This is a genomic window from Methylobacterium sp. J-059 (genome assembly GCF_022829485.1).
Lineage (GTDB): Bacteria > Pseudomonadota > Alphaproteobacteria > Rhizobiales > Beijerinckiaceae > Methylobacterium.
Genome location: NZ_JAKSYA010000151.1, coordinates 9,404 through 26,945 on the forward strand (window position 1 = coordinate 9,404; position 17,542 = coordinate 26,945).

27 protein-coding genes and 1 pseudogene are annotated in these 17,542 nt (G+C 62.8%); 15 read left to right on the top strand and 13 right to left on the bottom strand.

Annotation, left to right across the window (positions count from 1 at the left end; genetic code table 11):
* Positions 1-46: 46 nt before the first annotated feature.
* Positions 47-250, bottom strand: coding sequence for a hypothetical protein (locus MKK55_RS22305; RefSeq protein ID WP_243937690.1), 204 nt, complete (start codon positions 248-250; stop codon positions 47-49).
* A gap of 214 nt (positions 251-464) precedes the next feature.
* Between MKK55_RS22305 and MKK55_RS22310 the strand changes: the two genes are divergently transcribed.
* Positions 465-683, top strand: coding sequence for a hypothetical protein (locus MKK55_RS22310; RefSeq protein WP_243937691.1), 219 nt, complete (start codon positions 465-467; stop codon positions 681-683).
* A gap of 104 nt (positions 684-787) precedes the next feature.
* On the opposite strand, the gene ctrA is transcribed toward MKK55_RS22310, so the two are convergent.
* Complete coding sequence (gene ctrA, locus MKK55_RS22315; protein WP_243937692.1) at positions 788-1,489, bottom strand: response regulator transcription factor CtrA; 702 nt, start codon at positions 1,487-1,489, stop codon at positions 788-790.
* A gap of 126 nt (positions 1,490-1,615) precedes the next feature.
* Here ctrA and MKK55_RS22320 point away from each other — a divergent pair.
* The 3 genes and pseudogenes from MKK55_RS22320 to MKK55_RS22330 all read left to right on the top strand — a co-directional run.
* Positions 1,616-2,023: pseudogene (locus MKK55_RS22320) on the top strand (MucR family transcriptional regulator); the annotation flags it as partial.
* A gap of 337 nt (positions 2,024-2,360) precedes the next feature.
* Positions 2,361-2,768 carry a response regulator gene (locus MKK55_RS22325; RefSeq protein WP_243937694.1) on the top strand — a complete coding sequence of 136 codons (408 nt, stop codon included), beginning with the start codon at positions 2,361-2,363 and terminating at the stop codon, positions 2,766-2,768.
* A gap of 456 nt (positions 2,769-3,224) precedes the next feature.
* Positions 3,225-3,821 (top strand): PAS domain-containing protein, encoded by a 597-nt coding sequence (locus MKK55_RS22330; protein WP_243937695.1) that lies wholly within the window; start codon positions 3,225-3,227, stop codon positions 3,819-3,821.
* 156 nt (positions 3,822-3,977) lie between these two features.
* Here MKK55_RS22330 and MKK55_RS22335 read toward each other — a convergent pair whose 3' ends face one another.
* Complete coding sequence (locus MKK55_RS22335) at positions 3,978-4,541, bottom strand: PAS domain-containing protein (protein ID WP_243932231.1); 564 nt, start codon at positions 4,539-4,541, stop codon at positions 3,978-3,980.
* A gap of 332 nt (positions 4,542-4,873) precedes the next feature.
* Between MKK55_RS22335 and MKK55_RS22340 the strand changes: the two genes are divergently transcribed.
* Both MKK55_RS22340 and MKK55_RS22345 read left to right on the top strand, forming a co-directional pair.
* Positions 4,874-5,284, top strand: coding sequence for a helix-turn-helix domain-containing protein (locus MKK55_RS22340; RefSeq protein ID WP_243937697.1), 411 nt, complete (start codon positions 4,874-4,876; stop codon positions 5,282-5,284).
* A gap of 83 nt (positions 5,285-5,367) precedes the next feature.
* The gene (locus MKK55_RS22345) at positions 5,368-5,586 is read left to right on the top strand and encodes a hypothetical protein (protein ID WP_243932229.1); all 219 of its coding nucleotides are present in this window, start codon (positions 5,368-5,370) and stop codon (positions 5,584-5,586) included.
* A gap of 259 nt (positions 5,587-5,845) precedes the next feature.
* Here the strand turns inward: MKK55_RS22345 and MKK55_RS22350 are convergent, their stop codons facing one another.
* Positions 5,846-6,121, bottom strand: a complete 276-nt coding sequence (locus tag MKK55_RS22350) for a DUF2513 domain-containing protein (RefSeq protein ID WP_243937700.1) — start codon at positions 6,119-6,121, stop codon at positions 5,846-5,848.
* A gap of 282 nt (positions 6,122-6,403) precedes the next feature.
* On the opposite strand from MKK55_RS22350, the gene MKK55_RS22355 reads away from it, so the two are divergent.
* From MKK55_RS22355 to MKK55_RS22365, 3 genes are all read left to right on the top strand, one after another.
* A complete protein-coding gene (locus tag MKK55_RS22355; protein WP_243937702.1) occupies positions 6,404-7,081 on the top strand; it encodes a class I SAM-dependent methyltransferase in 678 nt (225 codons plus the stop codon).
* Between the two features lie 404 nt (positions 7,082-7,485).
* Entirely contained in the window at positions 7,486-8,343 is an 858-nt protein-coding gene (locus tag MKK55_RS22360; protein ID WP_243937703.1) for a manganese catalase family protein, read from the top strand.
* A 135-nt stretch (positions 8,344-8,478) separates the two neighbouring features.
* Entirely contained in the window at positions 8,479-8,796 is a 318-nt protein-coding gene (locus MKK55_RS22365; RefSeq protein ID WP_243932227.1) for a metal-sensitive transcriptional regulator, read from the top strand.
* Positions 8,797-8,829: 33 nt separating this feature from the next.
* Here the strand turns inward: MKK55_RS22365 and MKK55_RS22370 are convergent, their stop codons facing one another.
* Positions 8,830-9,171, bottom strand: a complete 342-nt coding sequence (locus MKK55_RS22370) for a tyrosine-type recombinase/integrase (protein WP_243937704.1) — start codon at positions 9,169-9,171, stop codon at positions 8,830-8,832.
* A gap of 68 nt (positions 9,172-9,239) precedes the next feature.
* Between MKK55_RS22370 and MKK55_RS29395 the strand changes: the two genes are divergently transcribed.
* Positions 9,240-9,593 carry a hypothetical protein gene (locus MKK55_RS29395; RefSeq protein WP_409566106.1) on the top strand — a complete coding sequence of 118 codons (354 nt, stop codon included), beginning with the start codon at positions 9,240-9,242 and terminating at the stop codon, positions 9,591-9,593.
* Positions 9,594-9,703: 110 nt separating this feature from the next.
* Here the strand turns inward: MKK55_RS29395 and MKK55_RS22380 are convergent, their stop codons facing one another.
* The 8 genes from MKK55_RS22380 to MKK55_RS22415 all read right to left on the bottom strand — a co-directional run bounded on the left by MKK55_RS22380 (position 9,704) and on the right by MKK55_RS22415 (position 15,137).
* Positions 9,704-10,096, bottom strand: a complete 393-nt coding sequence (locus MKK55_RS22380; RefSeq protein WP_243937705.1) for a hypothetical protein — start codon at positions 10,094-10,096, stop codon at positions 9,704-9,706.
* Positions 10,097-10,489: 393 nt separating this feature from the next.
* On the bottom strand, positions 10,490-11,884 hold the full coding sequence (locus MKK55_RS22385; protein WP_243937706.1) for a pilus assembly protein TadG-related protein: 1,395 nt from the start codon (positions 11,882-11,884) through the stop codon (positions 10,490-10,492).
* Between the two features lie 219 nt (positions 11,885-12,103).
* The gene (locus tag MKK55_RS22390; protein WP_243937707.1) at positions 12,104-12,487 is read right to left on the bottom strand and encodes a hypothetical protein; all 384 of its coding nucleotides are present in this window, start codon (positions 12,485-12,487) and stop codon (positions 12,104-12,106) included.
* Positions 12,488-12,490: 3 nt separating this feature from the next.
* Positions 12,491-13,447: a hypothetical protein gene (locus tag MKK55_RS22395; protein ID WP_243937708.1), complete on the bottom strand. Its 957-nt coding sequence runs from the start codon at positions 13,445-13,447 to the stop codon at positions 12,491-12,493.
* A gap of 77 nt (positions 13,448-13,524) precedes the next feature.
* A complete protein-coding gene (locus tag MKK55_RS22400; protein WP_243937710.1) occupies positions 13,525-14,130 on the bottom strand; it encodes a hypothetical protein in 606 nt (201 codons plus the stop codon).
* A 62-nt stretch (positions 14,131-14,192) separates the two neighbouring features.
* Positions 14,193-14,603, bottom strand: coding sequence for a penicillin-binding protein (locus MKK55_RS22405; RefSeq protein WP_243937712.1), 411 nt, complete (start codon positions 14,601-14,603; stop codon positions 14,193-14,195).
* Complete coding sequence (locus MKK55_RS22410) at positions 14,603-14,803, bottom strand: hypothetical protein (protein ID WP_243937714.1); 201 nt, start codon at positions 14,801-14,803, stop codon at positions 14,603-14,605. The genes MKK55_RS22405 and MKK55_RS22410 overlap by 1 nt, the downstream gene beginning before the upstream one ends.
* 10 nt (positions 14,804-14,813) lie before the next feature.
* Positions 14,814-15,137, bottom strand: coding sequence for a hypothetical protein (locus MKK55_RS22415; protein WP_243937716.1), 324 nt, complete (start codon positions 15,135-15,137; stop codon positions 14,814-14,816).
* Positions 15,138-15,217: 80 nt separating this feature from the next.
* Between MKK55_RS22415 and MKK55_RS22420 the strand changes: the two genes are divergently transcribed.
* The 5 genes from MKK55_RS22420 (at position 15,218) to MKK55_RS22440 (ending at position 17,043) form a co-directional block, all read left to right on the top strand.
* Positions 15,218-15,481: a transcriptional regulator gene (locus tag MKK55_RS22420; RefSeq protein WP_243937717.1), complete on the top strand. Its 264-nt coding sequence runs from the start codon at positions 15,218-15,220 to the stop codon at positions 15,479-15,481.
* Complete coding sequence (locus MKK55_RS22425) at positions 15,478-15,690, top strand: hypothetical protein (protein ID WP_243937719.1); 213 nt, start codon at positions 15,478-15,480, stop codon at positions 15,688-15,690. The genes MKK55_RS22420 and MKK55_RS22425 overlap by 4 nt, the downstream gene beginning before the upstream one ends.
* 320 nt (positions 15,691-16,010) lie before the next feature.
* Positions 16,011-16,316, top strand: coding sequence for a hypothetical protein (locus MKK55_RS22430; protein ID WP_243937720.1), 306 nt, complete (start codon positions 16,011-16,013; stop codon positions 16,314-16,316).
* A gap of 105 nt (positions 16,317-16,421) precedes the next feature.
* Positions 16,422-16,613, top strand: a complete 192-nt coding sequence (locus tag MKK55_RS22435; RefSeq protein ID WP_243937721.1) for a hypothetical protein — start codon at positions 16,422-16,424, stop codon at positions 16,611-16,613.
* Positions 16,614-16,677: 64 nt separating this feature from the next.
* Complete coding sequence (locus MKK55_RS22440; RefSeq protein WP_243937722.1) at positions 16,678-17,043, top strand: hypothetical protein; 366 nt, start codon at positions 16,678-16,680, stop codon at positions 17,041-17,043.
* Positions 17,044-17,542 lie beyond the last annotated feature (499 nt).

The following is a 17,542-nucleotide window of genomic DNA, read 5'->3' on the forward strand; positions in this document are numbered from 1 at the left end:
CTGCGAACCTGAAGGCGCGGCTTAGTCAGACGGAGTGCAGCAGCGCTTATTCATCGTCCCAGACCATCGTGTCCTGACGGATGGAGGCTACCTCCGTTCCAGTGCCGTCCACATCGATCACAAGGGCGATTTCGGCATCGCGGGTAGCGACTTCCTTCTCAGCAGTCCGTTTGGCAGCGGAGAGATCCTCTAGATCCTTCACTACGCTGACGATGGCGCCTTCCCGGTAGAAGTCGATGCGGTAGGTCATGCTTGACCATGCCATGCGCTCTCGCCGCAGCCAAGGTGGGGGCCGGACCCCGGCCATATTGATTGGCTCGATGTAAGAGATGCTACGCTGGCCATCGGCCTGGAACTGACGGCGGGCGAGGGGCGCGCGCGGCACGTCTCGGAGCAGTGAGGTATTTGCCGACGGTAGGAGCCCAGCTGCCCTATATGGCGCTCATGCGGTACGAAAGAGCACGATGGCCATTGAAGCAGCATTCCTCACCTACGCGACGAAGCGCATCGCCGACATCAGCCAAGCTGTTGAGATGATGGAGGCCAAGACCCGAAAGGTAAGCGAGGTGCAGCCTGGAGGGCAGGAGGTCGATATGACGGATCAGACCCTGGCTGCGTACAAGGCCGAGCGTGAAGCGCTGCAGGGGATCAAGAACGAGCTTGAGGCGGGAAATACCGTCTAAAGACCGAACTTCGCGCGATCGTTTTTTTGGACACGTCGCAAGAAGGGGCGCCTTGAAGCAAGTGAGCCGTCGCTTAAGCTTTGTACCTTCAGCAGCATAGCTCCTCAGCTCGCCATAGCCCGCATTTCGTGTGCGCTCTCCCGCAGGACGTAACCGCGGCCCCAGATGGTCTCGATGTAGTTCTTGCCGCCCGATGCGTTGGCGAGCTTCCTACGCAGCTTGCAGATGAACACGTCGATGATCTTCAGCTCGGGCTCATCCATGCCGCCGTAGAGATGGTTGAGGAACATCTCCTTGGTCAGCGTCGTGCCCTTCCGCAGAGCAAGAAGTTCCAGCATCTGGTACTCCTTGCCGGTGAGCGGGACCCGCGTTCCAGCAATCTCGACGACCTTCTGATCGAGATTGATGACCATGCCTTCGATATCGATCACCGACTCGGCATGCCCCTGTGACCGGCGGACGATCGCGTGGATGCGGGCCACGAGCTCGTCCTTGTGGAACGGTTTGGTGAGGTAGTCGTCGGCGCCGAAGCCGAGGCCCTTCACCTTGTCCTCGATGCTGGCCATCCCTGAGAGGATCAGGATCGGGGTCTTCACCTTGGCGACCCGGAGCTTCCTGAGCACGTCATAGCCAGACATGTCGGGCAGGTTCAGGTCGAGCAGGATGATGTCGTAGTCGTAGAGCTTACCGAGATCGATCCCCTCCTCACCGAGATCGGTGGTGTAGGTCACGAACCGCTCGGATTTGAGCATCAGTTCAATGCTCTCCGCCACCGACGCATCATCCTCGACCAGCAGAACACGCATCGTCGAACCCCTAAAATTTAAAAAAACTCCTAAAGCGCGATCCCTAACAGAACCTTGACGCCTAATTCGGTAAGTTGTTATGCGGAGCGAAAGGTATTTAAGGGTGATAATATGACCGGTGGTGCGATGCTCGTTTCAGGGCGTGACGAATTCGAGATGACGGCCGACCTCGTCGCCGCTTTCGTATCAAATAACAATGTCCCGGCCAGTGAATTGCCGGCGCTGATCACCAGCGTGCATGCCGCCATCAATGGTCTCGGCAACGGAGTCAAGGCTGAGGCTGCTATCCCCGAGAAGCCGACCCCCGCCCAGATCCGCAAGTCGGTCACCCCGGACGGCATGGTCAGCTTCGAGGATGGCAAGACCTACAAGACGATGAAGCGCCACCTCACGCTTCGCGGGCTCACACCGGAGAGCTACCGTGCGAAGTACGGCCTGCCGTCTGACTACCCCATCGTATCGGCCGCCTACTCCGCCAAGCGGTCCGAGCTGGCACGTTCACTCGGCCTCGGCCAGCTGCGGCGCAAGGCAGCCGCTTAGGCTCCTGAGACGGGAGGAGCGATCTCCTTGGCAACTAAGCCCGTGGTCAGAAGCCCAAGGCCGTAGAAGCCTCAGAGGCAGCCCCGAAGGCCCGCAGTCGCAAGAAGGTCGCCAAAGTGGCCTGACGCCGCTCAGCGGCCCGTTCCGGCACACCTCGGCACTCGCCACGGTGACGTGCTTCTAACCGAGGAGCCGCATCCCACGTTCGGGCCAAGTTGCGTATCGGCCTAGCTGGTAAGATCCGGCGTTCCCCCGTCCCGTGAGCGGATCGGGACGGGGCCGAACCGAGGTCGCTGTAGGGGTTGATGTGACATCGCCACGATCGCTTCCCGTGCTCGTCGTGGACGATGTGCCTTTGATCCGTGCCGTGGTGCGGGCGACGCTCGAACAGGTCGGGCTGACCGAGGTACACGAGGCTGGCGATGGAGCTGCCGCGCTCGCGATGCTGAACCAGCGCCGCTATGGCCTCGTCATCGCGGATTGGAACATGCATCCGATGACCGGCTACGAGCTGCTCCGTCAGGTGCGCGACGATCCACAGCTCCGCGAGACGCCGTTCGTCATCATGACGACGAAGGAGCAGGCCCACTGCTTCGTCGCCGCGCGGCGGGCCGGTGTGAATGCCTGCCTCATCAAACCGTTCATGCCGGCAGCCCTGCGCGAGACGATCAAGCAGGTTTGGTCTGGTAGCGGTACGCCAGCCGCGCAGGTCCAGGAAGCCGCGACGGTGCTGCTGTAGCCAAACACCTTTTAGGATTGCACGGTATCTACAACAGACCTCAACGCGTCAGTGAAGCGGGCTCGCGACCTAGGGTCGGCGGCGCGCAGATATGCTGTGACCATGGCGATCAGGTACGCTTCTTTTTGCTCTGCCAAGAGCTTGGCCGCATGCGAACCAGGAACTGCACTGAAGGTGGAGACGGGCAAATCCAGGGCGCCCGCAACACGGGACAGTGCCCTCTCTACTTCGCCCACCGGATCGTCAGGCCCATCGCGCATAACGTTCCCTCCCAGTATCGCTCTCGGAGCGTGAGCCGGTCTTTCCCCTGAAGAGCCCCTACGAAGGGCATCGCCAACTCGGCACGGTAAGTCCATCAATCTGACTTGTGAAGGAGAAGCCATCAGACCTCCGCTGGAACCGTTCTGGTGTTTTTTGACTAAAGCGGTATCTCGGTATCAGCCGTGAGAGGGCAGAATGCGGGTCAACGCGATCGATGGCTTCCATGAGGACTTAGAGCACCTACGGGCTGCACTCGACGCCTCGTGCATCGTCGGAACATGGGATTGGGACCACGTCCGCGGGATCGTCGTCTATGATGCCGGGGCGGCTTGGCTTCTGACTGGAGACCGGGACCTGGCTGACCGCGAAATCAGCGGAGCGGCGGCAGCTGCCGCCGTTCATCCAGCCGATCAGGAATGGCTGGCCGAGCACATGAAGCGCGCTGCAAAGGCAGGCGGTCTCGTGCTGGCCGAATACCGCATTCTTGCCGACGACGGCTCCGTACGGTGGCTGCTCAATCGCGGGCGGTCACACCTGGACGACGTTGGGCGACCGATCCGCTCACGTGGCATCCTTATCGACATCACCGAGATGCGCGACGGCGGTGCGCGCTACGTCCTGAACCAAGCACCTCCAGCGAACGACCCGCTTGTTCGAGCTGCCGAGCTTGCCATCTCATTGAAGGAAACACTCGGCACCGATGCGCCAGCCGATGTTAGGATCGCGACTGACCTACTGCTTTTCAGCCTTGGCAGCGCACTCGGTCGTTCTGGGGATGAAGAAACGACTTGAAACGGATAGCCACCTCAAAAAAGGAAAAGCCCCGTTCGGCTGCAGCCGGAGCGGGGCTTCCCAATGACGAGGGGACGGGGTGGGTCCACTCGGCTTCCATGAGGGGGCAACTTGGTTAACAAATCGTTGCCGCCGGACATCCTGCCCTCGCTCTCATCAGTGCACCTGGTCAGTCTCGCTAGGCCCCATCTTCCGGGCCAGGATCGTTCCGAGTTCGAGCAGCATCGTATCGACTAGGGTCGGCAGGACCGGCGAGTCTAACTGCTTCGTAACGGACCGAAGCGCAATGAGTGCATCGACCACCCGATCGATCGTCCGCATCGTATGGTCGGCTGCTGCCTGACTATCTCGGCGCGCTTCTGTCAGGTCCGCCATCAGCCCGATGCAGCGCAAGCCTCGGCCGGTCTCATCGGTCTCGACACGTCCCCGTGCGGCGATCCAGTGAACTTCACCATCTCGATCGCAGGTCCGAAACTCGGCTTCGAACCGTCCTGCAGTGCTATGAGCTTCGTGTATGAGGTGAGCGACGCGGTCTCGATCTTCGGTGTGCACGCCTTCCAAGAACGCCGTGACAGGGACTCTCGTCGCGTCTTGTGACTCATCGACTGCGAGCACACGGGGAAGCGCACCCGTGAGTTCAATAATTTGCGTATCGAGATCCGTTTCCCAGGTGCCGAGGTAACCCGACGCATCGAGGATGGATTGCAGGGATGCGGGCATGGCGTGCCTACGAGAGAGGTTGCGTTCCGCATCACAACCTAAACGCTCAAACGATGCAATCCTTGCCTGTTCGCGGAGCTATAGCACAGCTTCAGACTGTACCTAACCCGGCGATCCACGTAACCGGCCCGCATCCCGAGGCTGGGTTTAGGCCCTGTTCGGTCGAGCACGGATCGCTGGGCATTGGCTCACATACGGCCAAGCCATGTCGTTTCTGCAACCCAGGATTGATCAGCGTTGCGAAACTCAATCGCGCGCAATGCGTATTGGGATGTGCTCGGAGCAGCAGCGACGCTGGTCGAGCCGTCTCCAACCTGAAAGCGAATGCCCGAATGACCCCCATCCATGCGCCGAAGCTCGCGACCAGCGGCGACCGATCGATTGGAAGCCGCATCGCGGCGTATCGGACCGCTCAAGGTCTGAGCCAGACCGCGCTCGGGCAGGCGCTCGGGGTCACGTTCCAGCAGGTCCAGAAATACGAGAAGGGACGCAACCGTGTCGGTGCCGCCCGGCTTCAGGCGATCGCGGATTTCCTGGGCGTCCCGGTCTCGACCTTCTTCGACGATCCGGCAGAGACCGGCGATGGCAGGGAGTCGATCCAGCACCTGTTGCATTATCCCGATGTGCTGACCCTGATCAGGACATTCGCCGGCATCTCCGACAAGACGACCCGCAGCAGTGTGTTGTCGATCGTGAAGGCCGCAGCCAGCCTGCAAAACGGGATGGTCGAGAAAACCGGGTGACGCCCGGCGCCTCGGACCGAAGCGGCTGGCGTCGTAACAAACTGAATTCTCTCTTTTACGCCTTTGCCGTAGGATCGTGATCCATGACGAAGGCTCCAGTCGATCAATCCGATCTCAAGGCGAGGCTTGAGCGCATCGCGCACGAACTCGGCCTGACCATCGGCGATTTGTATGGGCCGGCCGATCCGCATTCGCGGCATTCCGAAACCCGCGCGTTGGTCGAAGCTTTTGATCGCATCATCGCCATCGAAGCTCGCGCTCGATGTATCGCCTTCGTGACCGCAGAGGCCGACAAGTCGTAGCTCGACTGAAGTTGCCGATGTGATCACATAAACCTGCTCCGCAAGTGCTTCTCGAAGGTGTTCGCCCGGCGGATTTAGCCAACGACCGCCCGCGGGTCTCGGTGGCCGCTCTGATCCATGATCCGGGCAAGATCGGCGCCAATCACAGATCCAGCCCCAGCCGCTCCTTCGTGACATGCTTGAGGTAGGCGGTTCCTAGATCCTTGAGCAGGCTGAACGTCCAGCCGCCCATTTTGCTCGCGCCGTCCTTCGTCCGTTTCTACACCTCAGGATCGCGTACCGTGTCGAGGAAGTCGCGGCCTTCCCAGCTAAGGCCCGTGGTCATGACACCTGTGCCAGCCGGTTGAGAGTGACATAGTTCGATCAGCCCGCCGTCGCTTAGCATTTGAAGATGGTGATTGACCATTTCGGGTTCCCAGCTCGCAAGCTGCATGTCGTCATTCCATCCTTCCAGCAGGTAGTTCGTACCGGCGCGCCCGGTCAGGCTCTCGATGTGCAAGAGGAGATCTCGCACCAAGTCCATATCGCGCTTCATAGAAATCCGCTGCCCGCATGATCCTTGAGGGCGTTGGCCTATCGTCGCTTTCCCAACTTGAGGTCAGCTATCCTGGGGGGCGATAACTGACATTACCAGCCCCCAGCGTTCTGCCTTCACCTTAGGTCAGGTTGCATCACAGGAACCCGTCTCCGGCGTGCCCCCGGGGTACTGGAAACCCAACGCGGTCCGGCGAAGTCATCGACTAGGTCGCATTGACCCCTCGAAACAGGTCCCTCAGAGCCTTTCGCCGGAACAGGATGCGCCACCGTTGGAGATACCGTGACACGTAACGAAATCCTTGCCGCCCTTTGGCATGGGCAAGACCCCTTTACGAACCCGCCCACCACACTGCGGCCTCTCGATCTCCAAGGCTGGCGCAGTCAGCACGTCTTCCTCGAAGACGCAGTTCGTCAGTGGCGGCCGAGTGTCGTTGTCGAGGTCGGCACCTGGAAAGGCGCGAGCGCCGTGCACATGGCAAAGGCGATGGCGGCACACGGCGTCACGGGTACGGTGATCGCCGTCGATACGTGGCTTGGCGCCGTTGATCACTGGACAGACGCTGGCTTGTTCACTGAGTTGGCGACCGAGCACGGTTACCCAAGTCTGTATCGCACCTTCCTGGCCAACGTCCTGCGCGAGGGACTGGCTGAGCGGGTGGTACCGCTGCCTCTAGACTCGGTGAACGCTGCAGAGCTGATGCGCCTACGTGGTGTGGAAGCCGATGTGGTCCATCTCGACGCCGGTCACGAAGAGGCCTCCGTCGCCGCTGACCTCGCTGCGTGGTGGTCGGTACTCCGTCCTGGCGGACTGTTCATCGCGGACGACTACGACTCCTCAGGCGGACGTTTCCCAGGGGTTCAAAGGGCCGTGGATGCCTTCTGCAACCTGCATCGCATCGGAAATCGGTGGGAGTTGCGGGGTAAGTGCAAGTTCGTAAAGCCGGCAGCACCTCTTTAGACGCCAATTGCAGGCGCTAGGGCCATCCTTGAGCCCGCCTGCGGCTGAGGCGTGTTCGTACGCTTCCTACAAAAATCCGCTCCCTGAGTGCTTTTTGTAGGTGTTCACTCGGCGGATATAGCCGACGACCGTGCGAGGGTCGCGGTGGCCTGACTGATCCACGATCCGGGCGAGATCCACGCCGGACACCATCCGACCAAGCCGCTTCTCGAAACCGGCGGCTTCGAAACGAGACAGCAGCAGCTATCAAGCTGTCCGTGCGAGGCCGCCGTCGTGGCAGGACCGGCGACTAAGAATGAACCGACCGGATGGTCGAGGGTTCTGAGGGAACCGGCCATGATACTCCCCAGGGGTATCACAGATGCCCATCAGACTGGTGGGGGCCGAACAATCAGGTTGAGCCCATGTTCTACGTCGACAAGCGCATGCAGTATCCCGTGAAGGTCGAGAGCCCGGACCCCGTCTACGCGCGCATGCTGCAGCAGGCGATCGGCGGCATCGAGGGCGAGATCCGCGTCTGCATGCAGTACTTCTTCCAGGCCTGGGGTTCCCGTGGGCCGACGACGAAGTATCGCGACATGCTCCTCAACACCGCGACCGAGGAGATGGGCCACATCGAGATGCTGGCGACTGCCGTCGCGATGAACCTCGAGAACGCCCCGACCAAGCTCCAGGAAGCAGGGGTCGCCGATGCCGTCGTCGGCGCGGTGATGGGCGGCGAGAACCCGCGCCATGTGGTCGAGGGCATGCTGCACCGGCATCTACTCTCCACCGGCATGGCCGCCTTCCCGGCCAACTGCGAGGGCGTGCCCTTCGACATGAGCCATATCTACGCGAGCGGGAACCTCGCCGCCGACATGTACTGCAACGTCGCCGCCGAGACGACGGGACGGGTGCTCGCAGTCCGGTTGTCGAACGCGACCAACGATCCCGGCATGAAGGACATGTGGAGCTTCCTGATCGCGCGCGACACGATGCACCAGCAGCAATGGCTCGCGGTGATCGAGGAACTCGGCGGTCACGAGGGCAATCTGCCGATCCCGAACAGCTTCCCGCAGAGCGAGGAGCACCAGAAGTACAATTACAGCTTCTTCGCCACCGGCGTCGAAGGCTCGCCTGCGCCCGAGGGCCGCTGGACCAGCGGCCCCTCGCTCGACGGCAAGGGCGTCTACAACGTCGTCCAGAACGCGCCGATGGGCCAGGAGCCGGTGCTCGGCCCGGCACGCCCCGACAGCGGCGCCCAGAGCCAGCAGATCGGTTGAGCTGACGAGCGCGGGCCCTGGCGTAAGCCAGGGTCCGAGGTTGAAAGTCCGAGATCGGTTCGGCCTCTCTCGGACGCCATCGTCCCTTGTGCCAATCTATGTTAGATTTCTGGGGTGGTGGTAGCGGATACGAGCGTGAGTGAAGGCAGCATCGTCGACGGCAGGGTCCATCTGACTCGCAGTGAGGAGGAGAAGCGACCACTCCTGACACGTCTGAGCCGTATCGAGGGTCAGGTTCGTGGCCTTCGGACGATGATCGAGCAGGATCGCTACTGCTTGGACGAGGTCCAACAGGTCAATGCGATCAGCGCGGCGCTGCGTGAGGTGGCCTTAGCCATCATTGCTCAGCATGTGACGATGGGCGTGCAGATCGCTGTCCGGGACGGCTCACCGGACGTTGCCATCGACGACGTGATGTCCGTCCTACGGGCAGCGATGCGCAAAGGAGAGTGAGCTGAAATTACAAGCTCAACGGTCCTCGTAAAATCATAGAAACCCGCTCGCCGAGTGTCCCTTGAACGCGTTCGCGCGCCCGATGTAGCCACCGACGGTCCGCGGATCGCGGAGCCCCGATTGATCCATGATCCGAGCGAGGTCTGCACCCCGCTCCGCCGCCGAGGTGATGTAGCCGGCCCGCAGCGAGTGTGCCCCGAACGTCGAGGCATCAAGCCCGGCGGCGGTGCAGTACTGCTTGATGATGTCAGCGACGGCCTGGGTTGTCAGGCGAGGCTCGAGGAGTTCGGCTCCTACGTCCTCCGCCGAACCCTCACGGCCTAAGTTTAACTTAGCCTTCCGCACTTTCCCCGACCGCGAGACCGGCCTAAACACCGCCCCCCCGAGATCCCGGCCGCATCAAGCCATTCCCGCACGAGGGCAACAGGCCGGATGAAGCGCCCATGCGGTATCGCTTTCTCGAACCCCTGCCCCTCCTGATCCACCTTCGACCGGCGAACCATGACGCGCAGATCTCCCGTGTCCTCGCGGAGGTCCGCCACGTCGAGCGCGACCAGCTTGGACCGGCGGAAGGCCCCGGCGAACCCGAGCGTCAGCAGCGCCCGGTTGCACTTCCCTGTCAGGGTGCCTGGCGTCCGCATCAGGATCGCGGCCATGATGTCGGCGGTCGTGGCGCCCTCTGCGTCGGGACCGTGCCGATCCGGCAGCGGATGCCCTTGGAGCCCGAGGAGATTGCCGAAGCCGTCCTGTGGATGTGTTCGGACCTCGGCGCGTTCGTCACCGGCGCGTCGATCTAGGTCGACGCTGGTTTTCGCTCTGAGGCGCAGTTCTGCAAACGACAAAGGATGGATCCCATGGACATCAAGCGCAGCGGAAGTCACCCCTCGGTCCCCGGCGCGATAGGCCTTCAGTCGACATGGACGGCGAGCTTCATCTTTGGATGCACGCCGCAGAGGACGAGGAAGTCGCCCCTTTGCGGGAACACCATCGTGGTGCGGCTGCCGGGCTCCTGGTCGCCGAAATCGCGGTGGACCCCGTCCGCCTCGATATAGGCGTGGTGGACGGACGTCGCCTCTTCGTTGGACAGCACGATGGATCCGCCGGCCTGCAGGGTGACCGCCTGGAAGCCGAATTGCTTGGCTTTCTGAATGACGATGCCGGCGACGGTCGATGCGTTGGCGTAGGCCTGGAGGCACACGAGACAGCAGGCCAACCCTGCTGCGGATGCGAGAACGCGCCGCTTTATCGAAGCTCCCATAAGACAGACCTGCGCTTTATTTTCGTTTTGATCCCGATGCATGAGTAAATCCAGAAAGTTTCGAGAGTATTTCAGCCGCTAATAATTGGATAAATTAGTTAATTTTGACATAATGTCGATGTTTAAGTTATAGCTTTGTCCATAATGGGACGGAGTATATGCTTGATTTCTGGCTCAGTGAAAACCGAGCTTATCTCTCAGATAATCGGCGCACCAGTTCCGCCCTGAGGTTTCGACGTCACCGTCCAAGCATTCGGCAAACCACTTCGTGCACCTATGCGGCGCCTGCATCAGGGACCCCGCGCATGGAAGTGGACGGACCGAAATCCCTCCCACTCCCTTCTTGTTGGTCGTAGGGCGGACCTGCGGGTCCCGGCCCATGACGGTCATACGGCTACCGCCCCATCTCCTCGAAAGGGAGGCTGTCGACACACATCATTGTGTCAGCAGCAGCCGGCCCGAGACCGGGCCGACACCCTTCGGCACCGGCACGCTCGTTGCGCTATAGTTGGCGTTAAGGACGAGGTTCGGCCCTTCGTAGAGGTTGATTTGTTGGGCTACGATCACGGTGTAGGCCGACTGATCCGCCACCGGCTTCGTCGCATCGATCACGAGGCGTCCGGCTGGCAAGTAGATTGTACCGAGCATGGTACGGGCGTTGTCGCTGATGATGCGATAGGTTCGCATCGGCTTGGTCTGCCCTAGTGGAGCTGGCGTCGGGGGCGGTGGCCCCAGAGCCGGCAGCAGGGCGCCGATGAGGCCGTTCGCCAAGCCGACTACGGGATCCAGCGGGGTACTGACGGTTCGTTCCTCCGAAATCAGAAGGCCTGCCATCACCCCGAGTGTGGGGGCGCTAAGACTGATTGTGCTGCCTTTGTCGAAGAGCAGCCCCGCCGTGTTGCCGGAGAAGTACAGCGATACGTCCGTACCAGACAATGTTCCCTTATCGTAGACCATCAGCGGCCCGTCCTTGATGACGTACGTGCCCGACTTGAGCGTGACAACGGCGTTTTTGGAGATCTTCAAGCCACCGCAATAGGTGCCCGGATCGAGCGTTGCATTCTGATCAATCTCGTTCTTGCTGATATCACCCTTCTTGTTGGCCGATGATGGTATTGAGAGGCATGCACCGATCGTTGGCGACGCACGGTTCTTCAGCGGATCATCAATTGCCGGACACCCGGCCTGCGGCACGGGCGCGAAGTTCGCGCGAAGCCCAAGGTAGCCGCCAGCTGAGCAGATCGTGTCGGCGCGCGCCATCGCGTTGTCGCCGCCGACCATGCCGGTGGCGTTGACCGAGTTCGAGTACAGCGAGCAGCCATAGGCGGTGACCTGCGCGTTCTTCTGCAGATTGAACGAGCCGGCAGCAAAAGGATCGAGCGTCAGCATGCACAGGCGCATTCGCCCAACGACGCTTGCCTGCGCCTTCACCGTGAGACTGGCGGCGGGCACCCCGACGAAGCTACCGAAAGTCAGCTTGAAGGTCTCGGCGGCGGAGGCGGCGACGTTGGTTTTGTCGGACGCGACCGTCACCTGCACTGTCAGTGGCCGGTCAGATGGCGACTTCGCCTCGGATCGGACCGTCTGCTCGGTGACGCCGATCACTGCGGCCGTGGTCGACATCGCGAGCTTGAGGGCGTTGCCGCCGGCCAGGACGCCAGCATCGACGGCCGCCTGCAACTGGGCCCGTCGGGCGGCGAGGCGCGCGTAATCGACACCGCCACCGACAAGGCCGAGCAGCACCGTCGCGCAGAGGCAGAAGATGACAGCGACGGCACCGCGGCGGTCGGGTCCGAAGGAGCGTGCTGTGCCTAGCCAGTCTTGGCTCATGCCGTTGCGGCCTATACAGACCGATCCCTCATCTCACCACCCGGGCTTCTAAGAGCCAATAGTTAATGCGCCGCTCTGCCTGTCCGTATTAGTTTGATGAGTTGAGCTGAAATCCACCTGCGACCAATAATCGCCGGTCTCAAATGGTTGCATAAACAACCAAAGGAGCGGTGTTTTATGTGCTGCGAAGGGTCGTGCGCGGGCTGGGCCACCACCACCTCAAGCAGCGCCACGCCAGCCGCCACCACGACGTTGCCGGCGGCGCGCTACGGGCGCGGGGCGAACGGGAGCACGGTCGGCGCGGCTGGTATGTCCTGAAGGACGATTATCCAGCGCAGAGGACCGCCCCTCCACGGCATCCCCTCGCAGGGACGCAACCTGCCCGCCGGACTGCTCGGCCACCATGGGAGCTGACTCCGCCTCGCCAGCGTCGTCAGCCTCCGCATCCCCGTTCATGCGGTCGAGGATCGCGAGCAGGCTGTCCGCTGTGTCGAGGGCGGTCTGTGCCGCTTCCTCGATCATGCGCCGGGTCGCGGCCGGCGACGGGGCCGGAGGGACGTTCGGTGCCACGGCGCGTGGGCGGAAGGTGATGACGTTGCTCATAGCTCAGGCTTTCATGCGGGATGCGCCGGGGGCGGTTTCGGGAGCCGCGAGCCAGCCGCGGACTTCATCGGAGGTCACATCAAGTTGCGGGATCGGCGAGAGCCCGGCCGCTGCGATCAGCCCGTGCAGAAGCGCCCGGCAACGCACGATGTCTGCATCGGCTTCGCTCCCATCCCAGGCCGCGCCTGCATCGTGCTCTAAGATTTGGGCCTTGAGCCCGAAGCCGAGAAGCGTGGTCGCCGGAAGGGCCATGGCGTGCCGAACGGTGTCCTCCCGGCCCAGGTTTGTGAAATGGCGAACCCGATCAATCGCGTTGTCCAGGTCATCGGAGAGCGGCAAGCCAGCATCATCCTCACGGGCCATGGCTTCATCGCTGACGCGAGCGAACCCCTGATATTTCGCAACGAGGGCCGTCAACTCGGCCTCCACATTGGTGGAAGAAATCTCTGCCTCGCTCGCGAGCGATGAAGCTGAGGCCGAGGGGGTATCCGCTGCGGTAGGCTGATGCCCCGCCATGTCGTGCTCCGGCGCGTACTCTCCAAAGGCGAGGTTGCGGTAAGCGGTCGGCATCCAAGCGGCGCAAGTGCTGCCACGGCATTCGAGACCGTAGACCCCTGCAGCGCGCGCGATGATGGCCGTGGCGTAAGCGAGGCGTTCGGCATCCGAGGCCAGCGGGGTGTGAAGAAGCGCCCGGAACGCGTCGCGCTCTTGCTCCGCGCGTGTGCCAGCATCCGCCGTCCCGTAGGCTTCGGCATAGAGCCGTTCCGCGTAGGCTCGCATATGTCTGTCGATCGCAATCGGCACGGCGGCAGCGGCAGATAGGGGCACGGAGGCGGCCAGCGAGCCAGCCGGGTCGGACTGGCGGTCCTTGCCCGCATTTAAGCCCGCGACCTTGGCCCTCATCGCGGCGAACCGCTCGCGCAGGGTCGGCTTGGGACCGGTGCTCGGCCGGCGCTTCATAGGATTACGCATCTCAGTAGCTCCGTAATTCGGCGTTTCAGGATTTCAGAATTTCTGTGGCTCGGTGGTTCAGGAGTTCAGAGCAGGGAGGCGAGGCCCGTGAGGATGCATCCGCCCCCGATGATCGCCACGGCGGTCAGGAATTCGCCGGCCGCGCTGATGAAGCGACGGGAGCGGACGAACGCGGTATCCGGGCGGATCGCAGTCACGGCCGGCCAGGTCTCGTCCTCGCCGGGTAGGGCTTCGTTCGGCGGGGCAAGCGCGGCGTGCTGGCTGTAGCGATCGACGCCCGGCAGCAGGCGGGATGGAGCGGGCGGCAAGCGACTTGAGGGGAAGGCGGGCGAGATCGCGACCGGCGACAGGTTGGTGCCGAGGAACAGCGTCAGGTCGGCGACGCGGGCCTGCGCAATGCCGAAACCGGGCTGATGCGCGGCCGAGAACTCGGCTTCCTCACCGAGCCACCAGCGCAGGTGCCCAAGCAGTGCCAGCGCGCCGAACCGAGATGCGCATGGCGTTGTCACCAGGGCCTCCGTCGCGGCGTCGTAGTCGTCGCTCGCGATCACGGACGTCTTGCCCTCGGGAGCGACCTGATAAGCGTCGTAGGCGGCGCGGTGGCGCTGGATGGCGGCGTGGATCGGATCGGCAGCGGCGGTGTCGAGGGCGAGGATACGGGCGTGCGTCATCGGTCGGGCTCCAAAGGGCTCGGGGAGGAAATCAGGGAAGGCGGAGGGGGAAGGGGCGCCGGTTAGGTCGGCCAGGGCGGCAGCACGGCACCCGGCTGGGCGAACACCTTGCGGAGCCGGCGGCGGGCAGCTCGGCGGGCGCCTGCGCTACCGGCCCGCTCGCCCCGCGCCGTGTGGTAGGCGGCCAGCGCCGCGGCGGTCTCGGGCGTAGTCGGCGTCAGGGCGTAGAGGTCGAGGCGGGCAAGCCGGCGGACATGGGCCAGGGAAGCCCGGTACGCGCGCCAGCCGGCGGGCATCGGCAACCCTGCGGCGGCGAGATCGGCCGCAACACGGCCCGAGGCGGAATAGGCAGCATCGGCTTTCTCGGCCCAGCGGATCGCCGGCAGCACACAGTCGGAGGCCATGGCCGGCACCCGCGAGGACACGAGGACGAAGAAGGCACCCAGGACGGTGCGGCGGGCGAGGTCGGCCATCAGCGCGTCGCGCTCCGTTCGGCAGCGACGAGGCGCCAGCGGCGGGCAAGGCCGAGCGCCCAGGCATGGGCCTCGCGTTGACTAGTCTCGCCGGCCACGATCCGGTGCCGGTAGGAGGCCGCGAGGCGCAGGCAGATCGCGTGATCCTGCCGGGCGTGCAGCAGGCGGACGGCGGGGGAACGGATCAGGTCGGAGGCCATCGGTCCGACCTCAGTGCGCGCGGTCGGCGCGGGAAGCCTTGGCGGCGGCCCAGGCGCCCTTGAGCGCGTAGGACATGCACACGCCCCAGGCGTCGCCGGTCACTTCCATGCGGGCCTGAGCCGAACAGATGGCAGCGCGCATGATGGTGGAGCGGTCGAAGGTGCCATCCCGGCTGGCCAGCGGAGCGACGGTGGCGGCGAAGCGCTTGGCGCTCTCGGTCGAGGCGACGACGGCGGCCTTCGTGGCGATGAAGGCGCGGCGGGCATCGGCGGTCAGGCGCGGGTCGGCGCTGCGGGCGATGTGCGAGGCGGGGATGAGGTTGGCGTAGCGCATCGGGGCGATCCGTTGACTAATGGCGTCTTCGTGATACTTATGGATCACAAAGCGCCTATAGTCAATACCTAAAGATCGTCATGAGCCAAAAAGATCATTCTACGGTGTCGGGTAGGCAGATTGCGGCAGCGCGAACCTTAGTTGCGATGGGGCAAGCCGAACTTGCGGCGGCGGCCTCAATTTCGGTTCCAACCCTCAAGCGTATGGAAGCAAGTGAAGGGGCCGCGGCTGGGATGGCTAACAACGTAAAGGCCGTGATCGCAGCCCTTGAAGCCGCCGGCCTCGAATTCATCCCCGAGAACGGCGGCGGCGCAGGCATCCGGTTCCGAGAGCGCAAGGCATGACCTCCTCGCCTGAGCGCCTATGGGAAGTCTCCCGCCTTGCCGGCCTCCTCGCCGACCAGGTGCTGGACGCGCAAATTTTTAGCCGGCCGATCCCTGACCAGCACATCCGGACGCTGCTCAGTGCCGCCTTCCTACTGGACGAGCACGGACTTCCGCTTCCTTCGCTGCTGCAGCAGATCGTTCATGGGGCGAAACGCGGAGCCGACTGATGCCAGGGGCCTTCAAGCATGCTGGTCTGATGAAGATCTGCAGGTGTACCCACGCCGAAGCGAACACGATCCCGTGGCATAGGAAGCGGGTAAAGTTCTCTTGGGACTGACAGGTGGTGGATCATTGACGCCGCGATAACCGGTTGAGGCCCTCTTGCCCCCAAGCCGGGCTCAGGACCGGTTCACTGGTGAGATGGGCGAAGCACCCGTCGCCCCGTGATCAGATCGGGGGACAGGCCTGCCTCGCCTGATCGCCGGATGGGTCGGATGCCGACAAATTGAATTGCCGTCCTCACTGGCGCTTCATAGAAGCCCGCGCCATGAAAAAAGCGCATCCTATTTCTTCCGCACAACTCACGATCTTGGAGCGCATAGCTTCAATCTTGGGAGAGTCGGTCAGCGAGTTTTTTGGAGTAAACATCTCAGAGAAGCTTGCAGAAACGATAGCTCTCGTGAAAGCATTCACGGCTTTGATTGATCCAGAGGCGCGAGCTAGATGTCTTGATTTCGCCGCTCGTGAATTGGAGCAGCAAGACCAATTTGTGCATGGGTCGTCGCCGACCTCTCAGCAGAGCGCAGCTACCCGAACCGCGACAACCTACAATGTCGAACACGTATCTGGATGATCGGCTATGATCGCCATCCTCACCATGCGCTAACCGCCGCATGAGGACATAGCCATAGCAGGGCATCAGGTTTGTGGAGGGGAAGACGCCGAAGAGGGCAGTAGAATGAAGGGTAAGCTGCGGCCGAGTCAGCATTACCGGCTGATGCTGCTGGCGCGCAGACCATGTCGCTATTCTAAGGGGGATCAGGAAATTCCCGGGCTGATGAAGATGGGTTTCGTCGAGCCGCAGGAGCCACTTCCGCTGATGGATCGCGAGAGTGGGCGATCACTGATGCGGGCCGAGCGGCATTACTGATCCGCGACACCAATCATTAACCACCTGCCACCACCGTGCTCGCGTCCAGCCAACAGGTGCCGTCGTGAACCGAGCGTACCCGATCAGCGTCGATGATCCTGCTGCGGACTGCCCGGTCGCCATAGAGGTGCTGGGGCGGCTCATGGGCGCTGAAGCCGAGACGCTGCCCAACCTGTTGGAAGGCATCCCCGAGGCCACCCGCGCACGGCTGGCGGTCTACCTCTACGGGCGAAGCCACACCCATGAACTCGGCATCCGCATCGCCGCAACCTGCGAAAGGCGCGCTCTACAAGGAGCGCCAGGTCTCGTCGGGGATGCGCTGCATGACCTGTCACGCAAACCCTACGCTCCGACATCGTTCGGCACGCGTTCGGTGTCGTCGAAGGGGATCAGCCTGGGTGGGTCGCACCGGGTAGGCGCACGGGCTTAGGGCTCCCCCCATCCAACACGGTCACATACCCGAAACACGATCGTCCAACCGAAGCCATAGGGCTCCGGTATCGAGGCGTGTCCCTCCCATCGAAGCAGACTGTTCGCATGACGCTCAGCGACCTGGACAAGCCCGCCGATCTGACGATCTGGCCGCGGGGTATGTCTCCCCGTAGGCAGGAGGGACATGAGTTTCGAACACTGCGCGAAGCCCTGACGGTTGCGATCGACGCGCTCCGAGATCCGAGAGCGCTACCATGGATCGTGACGGAGGAAGGCCACGTCCTCTCGCCCGACTGGATCGCTGCCAATGGGCCCGCAGCGCGCACTCACTAAAACGCTGTCTAAGCGGGGATGGCTATCCGAGGTGCCCGGCTGCGCATTCCACGCGCTTACGGGTCCACGATCGAACGGATCGAACGGATCGAAACGAGCTTGAGCTTGGTTCTTCCATTCTCCGGTCGACCGACGGGAGAAGGCTGTCGCTTCTGGCGGCATGC